This is a genomic window from Paenibacillus shunpengii (assembly GCF_042684905.1).
In the GTDB taxonomy this organism is placed as follows: domain Bacteria; phylum Bacillota; class Bacilli; order Paenibacillales; family Paenibacillaceae; genus Paenibacillus; species Paenibacillus shunpengii.
In genome coordinates, this window is the sequence record NZ_JBHUMJ010000002.1 from 1,705,546 (window position 1) to 1,720,381 (window position 14,836).

Below are 14,836 nucleotides of genomic sequence, written 5' to 3' on the forward strand. Positions count from 1 at the left end.
CTGTTGCACAATAAATTAACGAATCAGTATGATTCAGCACGCAATGTATCGTTCAAATGACTTTGGATTCAGTACGCAGTAGGCCGACAAGCTCACGCGCAACATGCTCGGCATCGCCCTTAAGGATCTTACCCGCACCTCGTTCAGGAGGGAGCGACAGCTCGACTTGCTTCGTAGCAGGCTGAACATCCGCTTCCGTGAGATTTAGATCTTCAAGTAACAGCGTCTTGAATGGCTTCTTCTTCGCTTTCATAATGCCGGGCAGGGAAGGATATCTAGGTTCGTTTAGCCCTTGCTGAGCGGTAAACAGCGCAGGCAGTGTGACACTAAGCACTTCAAGATCACCTTCAGCATCCCGATGGACTTCGGCTGTTGTTCCTTGAATCGTTAGCTTGGTAATGGATGAGGTGTGAGGAATGCCGAGGAGCTCAGCCAGACGAATGGCGACTTGACCTGATCCACGATCGACGGAGAAGTTACCGCCAAGAATGAGATCCGGATTCTCTTGGTTTAAGTAGGAATAGAGCACTTTGGAGATCACATATTCGTCGTCAGGAATTCGCTCATCCGAGATCAGAACCGCTTCATCTGCACCCATCGCGAGCGCTGTACGCAGGGCTTCTGCAGCACGGTCTGGACCGACGGAGAGAAGAGTTACACTGCCGCCGTGTTCATCTCGAAGCTTGACAGCTTCTTCTACCGCATATTCGTCGTATGGATTAATGACAAATTTCACACCATCCTCAGACACGACTCCATTCTGCAGAGTGATCTTCTCCTCTGTATCAAAAGTTTGCTTTAACAATACAACTATCTTCATATTCGATCGTCTCCCTTCAAAACATGAGTTATGAATTTAATTATTTGGAAACACCGTGAAGAAAGAAGCTAAGGGTGTCGTCAACCTGTTCTTGAAGCGAATATTTCTGCCCTGAGATCAGCCAGGAGGTAACTGCTTCATCCATGGAGCCAAAGATGAGGTTTCGAACCAGTTTGAGATTCAGGTCTTCTCTAAAATGTCCCAGTTCAATGCCCTGCTCTAGAATATTCTCAATCAGCTCAATATATGGCTTGAGTGATTTGCCAATCTCCTTGCGAAGCTCAATATCACTTTGTCTTAGCTCGATCTGCGTGACGTACGCAAGCTCAGGATTATTCTCAAGCTCTGTAAAATGAATGCGGCAGACCGTGCGGAGGGCCTGAACTGGATCAGAGCTGCCAGCGACACTGTCATGGAATTTCTGCACCAGCTCACCCAGCTTCTCTTGGAACAGATGAATCAGGATGTCCTCCTTTCTCTTAAAGTAGAGGTAGATCGTCCCATCGGCTACGCCGGCAGCTTTGGCAATCTTGGAAACCTGGGACCGATGGTAGCCATTCTCGGCAAACACTTTGAGGGCGCCTTGAAGTATGAGTTGATATTTTTCTGTTTTTTTACTTGTCATATGTTCACCCCGGTGTTAGAATACAGTTAAATTTCTGAATGAATACTCATTCATTTCTTGTATCCACTATAAAATACGTTCCAGTCATTGTCAACGATTCAATCCCTGTCTCATTGGAAAATCGTTCTACAAGGTTGAGATGGTTCATTAGGCGTTCATATCGAAGTTTGCAGCGAGTATGACAATGATATTGTCAAAGAGTACAAACGATGTGGAGGTCTGTTTTTGCAGACACAATGTAAGCGCTTAACAAATGAATCGTACTTACCATTGTCAATGGCTAGGGGGGTTGTGCCCGAAAGGAGTGAAGCTGCACATCAAAAGATAGTAAGTTACTAAAGCTCAAACTAACAGCTATCCGCCATGCAAGCTGAAATTAAATTTTATCAATACAAGGGGCTTGATGAGGATGATTCTACAAATGATGAATGCACTGCTCTTTACCCTCATTACCGGCTGGGCGGTTTATCTATTCGCCAGAGTTGTATACCACCGTTACTTATATATCAAATTAGGCAGACCTGCGGATCTTCGCAAGGACATTCAAGACAGGATTGCAGCATTTATGGTGCAGGTCTTCGGTCAGAGCAAGCTGTTCAAGGATCCGAGAAGCGGAATCATGCATTTTACCGTTTTTTACGGATTTATTATTCTGCAGTTTGGTGCACTGGACATTATCTGGAAGGGGCTCACAGGGCACAGTCTGCCTATACCGGGTTACGAAGGATTTATATTGACCCAGGAGATTACGGTCGTGCTTATTCTCCTCGCCATCTCATATGCTGCCTATCGAAGATATGGGGAGAAGCTGCATCGGTTAAAAAGAGGCTGGAAACCAAGCCTTGTTGTCTTTTATATCACATCTCTAATGATATCCGTTCTCTTCACAATGGCATTTGAACGTCTCAGAGAGGATTTGCCATCTTCAGCCTATGCACCCATCTCATCTGGAATTGCATCGTTATTTACCTGGATGCCCGATATAGCGGTGGCCGCAATGTATTACTTTTTCTGGTGGATTCATCTGCTGATCCTGCTCTCCTTTCTACTATACGTACCCCAATCCAAGCACTTTCATCTTATTACTGCACCCATTAACATCCTGCTGCGACGAACAGATCCACCTGGCAAGCTAAGTAAGCTCGATTTAGAAGATGAAGAGGCAGAGTCCTATGGGGTCGGTCATATCGAAGATTTTACCCAGAAGCAAATGCTCGATTTCTATGCCTGCGTAGAGTGCGGACGATGTACGAATGTATGTCCGGCGACCAATACCGGCAAGCTCTTGTCCCCCATGCACATGATTATCAAGTTAAGAGACCACTTAACCGAGAAGGGCGAGGCGTTGACGTCGAAGTCGGCCTGGATGCCTGCCAGTGTGTTTGGTTACGCTGGAGTCCACGAAATGAGAACTGCCGATCTATCACTTAGCGAATGGACGGGGGAAGGAGTAACTGACATTCGTCCAACCATGAGTGTGCAAAAAAGAGCCTGGCATCAAGTTGAAGGTGTTACCGCCAAGGATGTGCAGCTCATCGGTGGAGTCATGACAGAAGAAGAAATATGGGCTTGTACTACGTGCCGTAACTGTGAGGATCAGTGCCCTGTTGCAAATGAGCATGTGGACAAAATTGTAGATCTCAGACGTCATCTCGTGCTGATGGAGGGAAGCGTACCTCATGAGGGACAACGAGCGATGCAGAATATTGAGCGTCAAGGTAATCCATGGGGTATCAGCCGGGCAGAACGCAGCAAGTGGGTGAAGGAAATTGACCCGGACGGCACCTTGAATTTGAGCATTCCGACGGTGAAGGAGAACCCGGACTTTGACATTCTGCTGTTTGTAGGCTCGATGGGGTCCTATGATAACCGGAGCCGAAAGGTTACACGTTCGCTCGTTCATTTGCTGAATGAGGCAGGTGTCAACTTTGCGATATTGGGCAATGAAGAGAAGAATTCGGGTGATACACCGAGACGAATGGGGAATGAATTTTTGTTCCAGCAGCTGTGTGTGGAGAACATCGAAATTTTTAATAAATATGATGTTCAAAAAATCGTTACAGCCTGTCCCCATACATTTAACGTGTTCAAGAATGAATATCCCGATTTTGGCCTTACAGCCGAAGTGCTTCATCATACCGAGCTCTTGGATGAGCTGGTGAAGACCGGCAAGCTGATTCCCAAGCACACGTTATCAGAAAAAATCACCTATCACGATTCCTGCTATCTCGGAAGATATAACGATGTGTACGATCAACCGCGAGATGTGCTGCGCGCTATTCCAGGCGTCGAGCTCGTTGAAATGGAACGCAGTCGAGAGAACGGGATGTGCTGCGGTGCCGGCGGCGGACAGATGTGGATGGAGGAGGATACCGGCAAGCGTGTAAATCTCGCCCGGACAGAACAGGCATTATCTGTATCACCGACGATGATCAGCTCTGCTTGTCCTTACTGCCTGACGATGCTGGAGGATGGGACGAAGCTTATAGAAATAGAAGACAAAGTGCAAACAAAGGATATTGCAGAAATACTGGAAGCTTCCGTGTTCGGTGTTTCTGAAATGAATGAACAGGAGGTCGTTGCGAAGTGAACCAAATGTTAACCCCAACTCATCCATCTGCAATTACGAAGAGGACCTTATCCAAAGCTGCCGTAATCGGCTCCGGGGTCATGGGTGCAGGAATTGCTGCACATCTGGCCAACGCGGGACTGTCTTGTCTGCTGCTGGATATTGTACCGGCTCAATTAACACCAGAAGAAGAGCAGGCAGGGCTATCGCTGGAAGATCCTGCGGTACGTAACCGATTCGCCAATCGGGCCATTGCTGCGCTTCCTAAGTCAAGCACGGCTCCACTTTATGCTCCTCATTTTGCAGAACGGATAACACCTGGCAATATAGAGGATCATTTGCATCTACTGAAACAAGTTGACTGGATTATTGAAGTCGTCACCGAAAAGCTGGAAATTAAGAAGTCTATCATGAAGCAGATTGAAGCGGTCCGTGCAAAAGGAAGCATTGTCAGCACGAACACGTCCGGCATATCGGTCAATGCCATGGTGGAGGATTGCAGTGAGGAGTTTCGGCGTCATTTTCTAGGAACACACTTTTTTAATCCACCACGGCATATGAAGCTGCTGGAGATTATCCCAGGGTTCGACACCGATCCTGAGATCACATCCTTCATGAAAGAATTTTGTGAGAAAAGGCTGGGCAAGGGCGTTGTCATTGCCAAGGATACTCCTAATTTTATCTCAAACCGTATTGGCACTTATGGACTGCTCGTCACATTGAGAGAAATGGCGGAAAACGGATACTCGGTAGAGGAAGTGGACGCCGCAACAGGCCCAGTACTCGGCAGGCCCAAGAGTGCAACGTTCCGTACGCTCGATTTGGTGGGGATCGATACGTTTATTCATGTGGCTCAGAATGTGTATGATTCCGTGCCGGATGGAGCGGAGAGGGATGTATTTGAAGTGCCTCCCGCGCTGCAGGAGCTGTTAACAAGAGGCTGGATTGGAGAGAAGAGCGGTCAGGGGTTCTACAAAAAAGTGAAAGGAGATCACGGCAGTCAGATTCTATCGCTGAGTCTAGCTAACATGGAGTACAGTCCAAGCGCCAAGATCAGCTCAGCGTCGATTGAAGCTGCGAAGACAGTCAAAGGGGCAAGGAAGAAGATCAGGGCTTTTCTGAACACAAAGGACCGATATTCAGAGCTGGCATGGAATGTGCTTAAGCAAGTGCTGATTTACTCCGCAGAGAAGCTGGGGGAAATCGCGGATTCCATCCAGGATATCGATCATGCGATGAAATGGGGATTCAACTGGGAGCTGGGCCCGTTTGAGACCTGGGATCTGATTGGTCTGCCTGCATCGGTTGATCGCATGGAAGCAGAAGGTCTGATCGTGCCTGCATGGGTGAAGAGCTGGATCGCTGCAGGGAACAATTCCTTTTATCAGCAGAAGGAAGGAGACGTATTCCAATATTTTAAAGGGGAGTACAAAGCGGTAGAAAATCGTCCTGAGATTATATCCTTAGCAGCACTTAAAGCTCAGAACAAAATCATTCGTTCAAACACAGGCGCAAATCTGATTGATATTGGAGATGATGTTGCCCTTCTGGAATTCACCTCTCCAAACAATGCCATTGGCGCCGACATCCTGGTCATGATTCAGCAGGCAGCCGAAGAAGTCGAAGCTAATTATAGAGGGCTCGTTCTTGCCAATGAAGGCCGAAACTTCTGTGTCGGCGCGAATCTCATGCTGATGCTCATGGAAGCTCAAAGCGGAGATTGGGATGAGGTGGATGACATTATCCGATTGTTCCAGGGCAGTATGATGAAGCTCAAGCAATTAGCTAAACCGGTTGCAGCTGCCCCACATCGGATGACACTTGGAGGAGGCGTTGAAGCCTGTCTACCCGCAGATCGAATTATCTTCTCGGCAGAAACCTATTTTGGTTTGGTGGAAACGGGAGTAGGCCTGATTCCAGCCGGAGGAGGCTGCAAAGAGCTGGTGCGGATGACGAGCGATCGCTTTCCGGATCAGCAGGATGACCTTCAGCCAGAGCTTAACCGCATCTTTGAAATGATTGCACTTGCCAAAACCTCATCCAGTGGGCATGAAGCACTGCATATGGGATATGGCCGCTCCCAGGATCGAGTCGTGATGAATCAGGATTATCGCATCTATGAAGCCAAGCAGGCCGTGCTTGAATTGGATCGTGAAGGATATACACCAGCTCCTGCCGGTAAAGCAAGAGTTGCAGGGCGTGACGGACGTGCGGTGCTTCAGCTGGGGGCGCTGGGTATGAAGCAGAGCGGATATATTAGCGAGCATGATTACCTCATTGCGAAGAAGCTTGCTCATATTCTGGCAGGGGGAGATGTCCCGGCAGGTACCCTTGTCTCAGAACAGTATTTATTGGACCTTGAACGGGAGGCCTTCTTGAGCCTGCTAGGTGAAGTGAAAACCCAGCAGCGCATGCAGCACATGCTTGCCAAGGGTAAGCCTCTTCGCAATTAGCGGTCACATTACATCACTTGCATTAGACGGCAGAGCTTACTAAATACATCCCTTAAAATCATCATTATCCGGATCCATTTCAGCAGTCTTATGAAACGGATTCACTTATATCAATTAAAGGTTGAGGTGATTAGTTTGAGAGAAGCAGTCATTGTGTCACTTGCCCGAACCGCTGTAGGCAAGGCCAAGAAAGGTAGCCTGGCGGATACACGAGTAGAGGATTTGGGCAAAGCTGTGCTTGAAGCTGTTATTGCACGCGCGCCAGGGCTGAAAAAGGAAGATGTCGAGGATATTATCCTCGGCTGTGCAATGCCGGAAGGAGAGCAGGGGTTGAATGTTGCACGCATCATTTCCTTGTATTCCGGCTTTCCTGTTACCGTTCCCGCACTGACGATCAATCGGTTCTGCTCCTCCGGACTGCAAGCGATTGCATTTGCGGCGGAACGAATAATGCTCGGTTCTGCTGAAGTCATTGTTGCGGGCGGCGTGGAGAGCATGAGCCATGTTCCCATGACCGGCTTCAAGCCTGCTCCACATTACCGAATTGTGGAGGAGATGCCGGAAGTATATATGGGAATGGGACACACCGCTGAGGAGGTTGCCCGCAGGTTCGGGGTGAACCGAGAGTCACAGGATGCCTATGCCGTGAACAGTCACCGTAAAGCCCATGCGGCAATCGCTGCCGGCCGATTCAAGGCTGAAATTGTGCCTGTCGAGGTTACCCATACGACCATTGATGACAACGGGCGGATCAGGAACCGTCAATTCACTTTTGATACCGATGAAGGGGTGCGTGCAGATACCTCAGCAGAGGGGCTAGCCCGTTTGAGACCTGCATTTTCGGTAAAAGGCACCGTTACGGCAGGCAATGCATCTCAAACCAGCGATGGGGCAGCAGCTGTCGCTGTAATGAGCAGGGAAAAAGCAGAGGAGCTTGGGCTTAAGCCCCTGGCTACCTTCCGCTCGTTTGCCTTGGCAGGTGTGGAGCCGGAAATCATGGGGGTAGGACCTGTCGAAGCGATACCGAAAGCGCTGAGAATGGCGGGGATTGAGCTGGAACAAGTGGGGCTGTTTGAAATTAACGAAGCATTCGCTTCCCAGTGCCTGCACATCATCCGTGCTCTTAACCTTGACGAAGAGAAGGTTAACGTGAACGGTGGTGCTATTGCACTTGGTCATCCGCTCGGCTGTACGGGCGCGAAGCTTACCGTGAGCCTGGTATCCGAACTAGCGCGCCGTGGTGGAGGATATGGGGTGGTGAGCATGTGCATTGGCGGAGGGATGGGTGCAGCGGGGGTGTTCGAGGTGCACGCACAAAGCGCTGGAACAGCCTAGCTTGTACTCGGCGCTTCCATAAGACGAAGAATGGAAGCCCGTCTCCCCCTCTCACCCCACAAGGTTGAGAGAGGAGGAATTGCCCTTCAAGCAAGGAGTGCAGCCACAAGCGGAGAGGGCGAAATCGGAGTGAAGAAGCGAAGCGTGCGTAGTTGCCCTTGGATTCTCACCATTAAGGTGGAATCCGAAGAATCCAAGGGCAAGAAGGCTCGGACCTCGATTCGCCATCGAGCGCCCACAGCTGCACTCATAGTTGCACACACAGCATCAACGAATCACCTAGCGCACTCATTTCATCATTGAATCACTCACACCAAGAATCAGACGACTTCCATAAGACGAAGAAATGGAAGCCGTCCCCCCTCTCACCCCACAGGTTGAGAGAGGAAGAATTGCCCTTCAAGCAAGGAGTGCAGCGACAAGCGGAGAGGGCGAAATCGGAGTGAAGAAGCGAAGCGTGCGTATTTGTCCTTGGATTCTCACCATTAAGATGGAATCAGAAGAATCCAAGGACAAGAAGGCTCGGGCCTCGATTCGCCATTGAAGCGCCCACAGCTGCACTCACATCATCATCGAAGCGCCCAGCAGATTCATTTCATCATTGAATCACTCACATAAGAAAATCAGACGACTTCCATAAGAAGAAGAATGGAAGCCCGTCCCCCCTCTCACCCCACAGGTTGAGAGAGGAAGAATTGCTTTTCATGCAAGGAGTGCAGCGACAAGCGGAGAGGGCGAAATCGGAGTGAAGAAGCGAAGCGTGCGTATTTGCCCTTGGATTCTCACCATAAAGGTGAAATCAGAAGAATCCAAGGGCAAGAAGGCTCGGAACCCGATTCGCCATCGAAGCGCCCACAGCTGCACACACAGCATCATCGAAGCACACACAGCATCATCGAAGCACACACAGCATCATCGAATCACCCACAGCATCATCGAATCACCCACAGCATCATCGAATCACCCACAGCTGCACTCACAGCAACATCATCGAGCCACTCAAATACATGCACATGAACATTCTTCATCAATCAACCATCCCCATTCCCGAAAGGAGCCCAAACTCATGAGCGACAACCAAACCAAAGAACCGAAGATCAAAGGTGGAAGCTTTGTCATTGAAAAGGCTGATCTTGACCGTATCCTGACGCCTGAGGATTTTACCGAGGAGCATCGAATGATTGCAGAGACTGTTCGCGATTTTATAGACGGTGAAGTGGTGACAAGAGATGAGGAGATCGAGAAGCTGAACTATGACCTCACCGTAGAGCTGCTTCGAAAGGCGGGTGATCTTGGACTGCTTGGAGCAGATGTGCCGGAAGAATTCGGCGGAATTGGACTAGATAAAGTGAGCTCGACGATTATCAGTGAATCGCTGGCGAAGGGCTCCTCCTTTGCCTTGTCCTTCGGTGCTCACGTTGGGATTGGAACACTGCCGATCGTATTCTTCGGTACACGGGAACAGAAGGAAAAGTACTTGCCCGATCTTGCCTCAGGGACCCAAATTGCCGCCTATTGTTTAACGGAACCGACCTCAGGCTCGGATGCAATGAGCGCAAAGACGACCGCTGTGTTATCGGACGACGGTGAGCACTACATTCTGAATGGATCTAAGCTCTACATTACAAACGCGGGATTCGCAGATATTTTTATTGTGTATGCCAAGATCGATGGGGAGCACTTTACTGCGTTTATTGTCGAGAAAGAAATGGAAGGCTTTACACTTGGACCGGAAGAGAAGAAGATGGGAATCAAAGGCTCATCTACACGCCCGCTATACTTCGAGGATGTCAAAGTACCGAAGGAGAATCTGCTAGGTGAGATTGGCAAAGGTCACCGAATTGCATTTAACATCCTGAACATTGGCAGATACAAACTGGCGGCAGGCTCCGTGGGAGCGGCCAAGGAAGCGGTTGAGCTCAGTACGAGATATGCCAACACACGGAAACAGTTTGAGACACCGATCTCCAATTTCCCGCTGATCCGCAAGAAGCTGGCAGAGATGAATATTCGAACATTTGCAGTGGAGAGTATGGTATATCGCACGGCTGGCCTGCTGGATGAGGCAATGCAGGATATTGACTATACAGCAGATGATGCAGGAACACTGGCTGCCGCGGCAATCTCCGATTATGCCATTGAATGCTCGATCAATAAGGTGTTTTCTTCCGAGAATCTGGACGTCATTGCGGATGAAGGTGTACAAATTCACGGCGGTTACGGCTATATCCAAGAATATAAAATTGAGCGGCTGTACCGCGATTCGCGGATTAACCGGATTTTTGAAGGGACGAATGAGATCAATCGACTTTTGATTCCAGGCACACTGGTGAAGAAGGCGCTGAAGGGGGAATTAGCACTCCTCCAAAAGGCACAGGCCCTTCAAAACGAAATCCTGCAGATTCTGCCGAATCAAACGTTTGAAGGTGTTTTAGAGCAGGAAGGGCATTTCCTGGAGATGAGTAAGAAGATTTTCCTGCTGGTTGGCGGTCTTGCCGTGCAGAAATACGGGACGAAGCTCGAGAAGGAGCAGGAAGTGCTCGCAGGTCTTGCCGATATGATGATTGATATTTTTGCACTCGAGAGTGTGCTCGCCCGTGCGAACAAACAAGCATCTAGAACCTCTGAAGAGAAAGCACTAAATATGATTGAAATGACAAAAGTGTTTGCTTATGAAGCATTCCTCAGAGTAGAATCTGTGGCAAAAGAGCTGCTGACGACAATAGAGTCGGGCGATATGCTGCGCATGCAATTATCCGTGCTCAAAAAACTGACGAGAAGCAATCCGGTCAACACAAATCAGTACAAACGCAGTATCGCTGCCCGCGTTATCCATAATGAGCGTTATACAGTTTAATCTGAAGAGATCAGATGGTATTGGATGAGGAGTAGGTCAGCGAGGAAGCATTCTCGATAAAAGAGAATGAAAGGGATGATTATCATGAACGATAAGCCCTGGCTGCCGTTTTATGAGGCCGAAGTGGCCCCGACGTGTGAATATCCGAATCAGAACTTGGCTGCGTTTCTTGTCACATCAGCACAGAAGTTCCCCCATCGGCCGGCAATGTATTTTATGGGCAAGTCGATTAGCTATAAGAAGCTGCTGATGCTGTCATACCAGATGGCAAATGTGCTGCGCGGTTTAGGCGTGAAGAAAGGGGACCGGGTAGCCATAATGCTGCCTAATTGTCCACAGGTAGTCATCGCGTATTATGGTACGCTGCTGCTTGGAGGCGTAGCGGTGATGACCAATCCTTTGTACATGGAACGTGAGCTGGCCCACCAGATGAAGGACTCGGGAGCGAAAATCATCATTACACTGGATACCTTCTATTCCCGGGTTGAGAACACTGTACAGGAAACGGAGATCAAGCACACGATCGTTACAGGTGTTAAAGACTATCTGCCTCTAATTAAGAAGTGGCTGTATCCGATCAAGGCCAAAAAAGAGGGACCTTTACCTGTAGTTTCTTACAATAACCAAGTCCATTCCTTCACCAAACTGATCAACAGCGCCGCTGCCGATCCCATATTGGAGTCCGTCGATGCCAAGGAAGAATTGGCACAGCTCCAATATACGGGTGGTACAACTGGCGTTCCAAAGGGTGTAATGCTCACGCATATGAACCTGATTGCCAATACAATCCAGTCGGGAAACTGGTGTCACCAGGTGGAGGATGGTAAGGAACGTTATTTAGCGGCACTGCCCTGTTTTCATGTCTTTGGGCTGACATGTGTATTAAATCAGGCCATATACAGAGCCGGGCTGATGATCCTAGTACCTAAATTTGAAGTGAATATGATCTTGAACCTGATCCGCAAGAAGAAGCCGACACTATTTCCGGGAGCTCCAACCATGTATATTGCACTGATCAATCATCCCAGAATCAAGGAATATGATTTATCGTCTATTAATGCTTGTATCAGCGGATCGGCTGCGCTTCCTGTAGAGGTTCAGGATACATTCGAGGAAATGACGAAAGGACGGCTTATCGAAGGGTATGGACTCACGGAGGCTTCTCCCGTAACTCATGCCAATCCAATATGGGGCAAACGCAAGATCGGCACCATTGGCATCCCTTTTCCAGACACTGACGCAAGAGTGATTCATCCTGAAACAGGGGAGGAAATGCCTGTCGGAGAGCCGGGTGAGCTGATTGTCAAAGGTCCTCAAGTGATGAAGGGATATTGGGGAAGACCGGAAGAAACTTTTGAAACGATCCGCAATGGATGGCTCTTTACAGGCGATATGGCTACGATGGATGAAGAGGGATACTTTACGATTATTGACCGTAAAAAGGATATGATTATTGCAAGCGGATTCAACATTTATCCTAGAGAGATTGAAGAGGTGCTATATGAGCACCCATCTGTGAAGGAAGCCGTCGTTGTTGGGATGAAGGACAGCTATCGCGGGGAGTCTGTGAAGGCCTATATTGTGCTTAAGGATGGTGCAGAGCCGGATCCAGCTTCACTCGAACAGTTCTGCCGCAGTCAATTGGCAGCGTACAAAGTCCCTAGACAATATGTATTTAGGGACTCTTTGCCCAAAACTATGGTCGGTAAAGTACTAAGGCGGAAATTACTGGAGGAGGAAGAGGAGCAGCCGACAGCGTAATTTAATGTCGATTGTCCCTTCAGCCCAAGATAAATATGTGAATATAGAAGGGAGGGAGCGCAGTGGTCAGGATCGATCGTGAGCAAGAAGATGCTCACAGCCAGACAGATGAACAACGAGAGTACCTTGAGGCGATTACAAGAGCAGCTGAATCCACATTTTGGGGTTATTTAGGATGTAAATTGGAGCAGGCGGGAAATGATGAAGTCGTCGTGTCGCTTGATCCGCTTCCACATCATTTGAACCTCATGGGAATCGTACATGGCGGTGTTCTATCTTCGTTATTGGACAATACAATGGGTGTTGCCGTAATGCTGAAGTATCCTCATCGTTCCAGTGTTACCAGCAATCTGAATGTACATTTTGTGATGCCTGCGAAGCAGGAGTATCTTAAAGTTACCGGTAAAATTGTTCATGAAACGGGCCGATCCATTACGGCGGAATCGAGAATTACGAATCCTCGTGGAGAGCTGATTGCACTCAGTACGGCATCCTTTAGACTCAAATAGCAGTGTTAGAGGCATGCAGGCGTTAAAATAGATCATTCGTTCTTTGACGAATGATCTATTTTTGTTCGAATAAACCAGGTGTATATGGATTCAAGTAATGACAATATCCGAATATCCTGCAAAGATAGTTTGAGCTCCGGTACTGGTATCTGTCCAGACACCAATGTAACCCCCTGGAGGAACACTGATAATATCAATGTAATCACCAATCAGCGGAACTGGGGTGGGACTTGAACCGTTTGGATTAAATGAGACATTGGTGATCCGTGTGTTAGTAAAGGTCTGACCTCCATTGATGGAGCGGGCAACATATACATCAAGATTGAACCCATTGATCTGATTGCTATAATAAATGATGTTAACGACTCCGGTAAGTGGATCGACATCAACAGAAGGGAAGAAGTTCTGTGAACCAGCTGGCGCGCCGGTAATACTTACGGGTGCAGACCAGGTTCCTCCGAGGTCTGTAGATTTGGACATAAATATATCCGAGTACCCCAGTCGAAAATCCTGCCATACAGCATAAACGGCCTCTGTATTCGGACCTATAGAGCGATCAGTGGAAATGCTGGCAAAGGTAAGGACACGAAAACCGTATCCGGGAACGGGAAGTACGGTAGGAACGAGGGAAATGGTGGAGACGAGAACTGGAGGCTCAAAGGTTACTCCTCCATCAAAGGAACGGCGAACAACAAAACGTCCTGTCGGATCAGTCGTTATCCAGGCTCCGTACACGGTTCCGGTTAGACCTACAGCTACCTCCGGACGTTCGACTTGATCCGCTTCACTAGATAGAAGTACAGGTGTCTGCCACGTAATACCACCATCGGTTGATCTGCTGAAGAAGGCTGTGGAGTTCCCTGCATTCGCTACATTAAACTGGTGATTGTAGGTCACATAGATATTTCCTAGATAAGGACTGGACTGAGCCGTATCGCATATGACATTCGTCTCATCATTATTTATATAAGTACCATATCCCTGATTTACTATTCTCGGTGCGCTGAATGTTGCCCCATTGTCGGTAGATATATAAATGATCGCTGTCCCGTCAGACGCGCCAGGAAAAGCATGGGCAGTAATGACAAAAGTATTTGGAAAGGCATAAGCAACCGCAGAAGCTTCTGCTCCTGTGAACCCTGGAGGAAGGGGTAAGAGGGCATTGGACCAAGAAAATCCACCGTTCAAGGATCGGTATACCCCAATGATCGGGACTCCTGTTGTTGTATCCACTGCGGTAGCGACCATGATGCCGGGGATTAGATAATTCACGGCGACACTAGGTTCGAACTTGGGATTACCAACTGGAGTCACTTGAAAATTAAAATTGGTCAACGGCAATCTCCTCCTTTCATTCGTCTTATCTATTCTTATTCTATATACACAGCATCGGTACTGATTGGGACAACACCCGTTTTTGTCATAAATCCGCACATGTAAAGGTGTTAGTCTATAACTCTCTGAATCTGCTGAATATAAATGATAGTGTAAGATGAAAGGAGGAGAAAGGTATGCCCGTGTATACTACTGGACTTATTACAAACACAAGAGCTTTTGGTACAGCTGCTACGAATGCGGTAGTTAGTGTTCGAAATGTGGGGAACTCTGTTGCCAGTATCATCGTAGTGGTCTACGTCGTTCCAATAACCACTTTGACACTTACTCCGTTATATGTCTCCAGTTATTCGATCGCTCCAGATAACGCAGACATTCGCTCATTTAATATTGCTGGAAATGTGGCTTATGAAGTGCAGTACAATATTGACACGACCCTTACAGAAGCGGCAATATCTACTTTTGGTTTAGATGAATTTGGTAATCTTGTTACAGAGCAAGGTGTGCTTCAATCCGAACTGACTCCTATTTCTGCATTGTCCATTTAATATAGCCAAAGTTTCATTTTATAG

11 protein-coding genes are annotated in these 14,836 nt (G+C 48.2%); 8 read left to right on the forward strand and 3 right to left on the reverse strand.

Annotated elements, in window-relative coordinates; genetic code table 11:
• Positions 1 to 52: 52 nt before the first annotated feature.
• Together ACFSVM_RS08045 and ACFSVM_RS08050 are read right to left on the reverse strand one after the other, a co-directional pair.
• Positions 53 to 820: an electron transfer flavoprotein subunit beta/FixA family protein gene (locus tag ACFSVM_RS08045; protein WP_379261308.1), complete on the reverse strand. Its 768-nt coding sequence runs from the start codon at positions 818 to 820 to the stop codon at positions 53 to 55.
• Positions 821 to 860: 40 nt separating this feature from the next.
• Positions 861 to 1,445, reverse strand: a complete 585-nt coding sequence (locus tag ACFSVM_RS08050; RefSeq protein WP_047913975.1) for a TetR/AcrR family transcriptional regulator — start codon at positions 1,443 to 1,445, stop codon at positions 861 to 863.
• Between the two features lie 409 nt (positions 1,446 to 1,854).
• On the opposite strand from ACFSVM_RS08050, the gene ACFSVM_RS08055 reads away from it, so the two are divergent.
• From ACFSVM_RS08055 to ACFSVM_RS08085, 7 genes are all read left to right on the forward strand, one after another.
• Complete coding sequence (locus ACFSVM_RS08055; RefSeq protein ID WP_379261310.1) at positions 1,855 to 4,035, forward strand: heterodisulfide reductase-related iron-sulfur binding cluster; 2,181 nt, start codon at positions 1,855 to 1,857, stop codon at positions 4,033 to 4,035.
• 5 nt (positions 4,036 to 4,040) lie between these two features.
• Positions 4,041 to 6,467, forward strand: a complete 2,427-nt coding sequence (locus tag ACFSVM_RS08060) for a 3-hydroxyacyl-CoA dehydrogenase/enoyl-CoA hydratase family protein (RefSeq protein ID WP_379262928.1) — start codon at positions 4,041 to 4,043, stop codon at positions 6,465 to 6,467.
• A gap of 135 nt (positions 6,468 to 6,602) precedes the next feature.
• Positions 6,603 to 7,802: an acetyl-CoA C-acyltransferase gene (locus ACFSVM_RS08065; protein ID WP_379261312.1), complete on the forward strand. Its 1,200-nt coding sequence runs from the start codon at positions 6,603 to 6,605 to the stop codon at positions 7,800 to 7,802.
• A gap of 346 nt (positions 7,803 to 8,148) precedes the next feature.
• Positions 8,149 to 8,346, forward strand: coding sequence for a hypothetical protein (locus ACFSVM_RS08070; protein WP_379261314.1), 198 nt, complete (start codon positions 8,149 to 8,151; stop codon positions 8,344 to 8,346).
• A 522-nt stretch (positions 8,347 to 8,868) separates the two neighbouring features.
• Positions 8,869 to 10,659, forward strand: coding sequence for an acyl-CoA dehydrogenase family protein (locus ACFSVM_RS08075; RefSeq protein ID WP_379261316.1), 1,791 nt, complete (start codon positions 8,869 to 8,871; stop codon positions 10,657 to 10,659).
• An 84-nt stretch (positions 10,660 to 10,743) separates the two neighbouring features.
• On the forward strand, positions 10,744 to 12,420 hold the full coding sequence (locus ACFSVM_RS08080; protein WP_379261318.1) for a long-chain-fatty-acid--CoA ligase: 1,677 nt from the start codon (positions 10,744 to 10,746) through the stop codon (positions 12,418 to 12,420).
• A gap of 62 nt (positions 12,421 to 12,482) precedes the next feature.
• Positions 12,483 to 12,929 (forward strand): PaaI family thioesterase, encoded by a 447-nt coding sequence (locus ACFSVM_RS08085; protein WP_379261320.1) that lies wholly within the window; start codon positions 12,483 to 12,485, stop codon positions 12,927 to 12,929.
• Between the two features lie 90 nt (positions 12,930 to 13,019).
• Here ACFSVM_RS08085 and ACFSVM_RS08090 read toward each other — a convergent pair whose 3' ends face one another.
• Positions 13,020 to 14,264, reverse strand: a complete 1,245-nt coding sequence (locus ACFSVM_RS08090) for a sialidase family protein (RefSeq protein ID WP_379261322.1) — start codon at positions 14,262 to 14,264, stop codon at positions 13,020 to 13,022.
• A 176-nt stretch (positions 14,265 to 14,440) separates the two neighbouring features.
• On the opposite strand from ACFSVM_RS08090, the gene ACFSVM_RS08095 reads away from it, so the two are divergent.
• Complete coding sequence (locus ACFSVM_RS08095) at positions 14,441 to 14,812, forward strand: hypothetical protein (RefSeq protein ID WP_047914261.1); 372 nt, start codon at positions 14,441 to 14,443, stop codon at positions 14,810 to 14,812.
• Positions 14,813 to 14,836 lie beyond the last annotated feature (24 nt).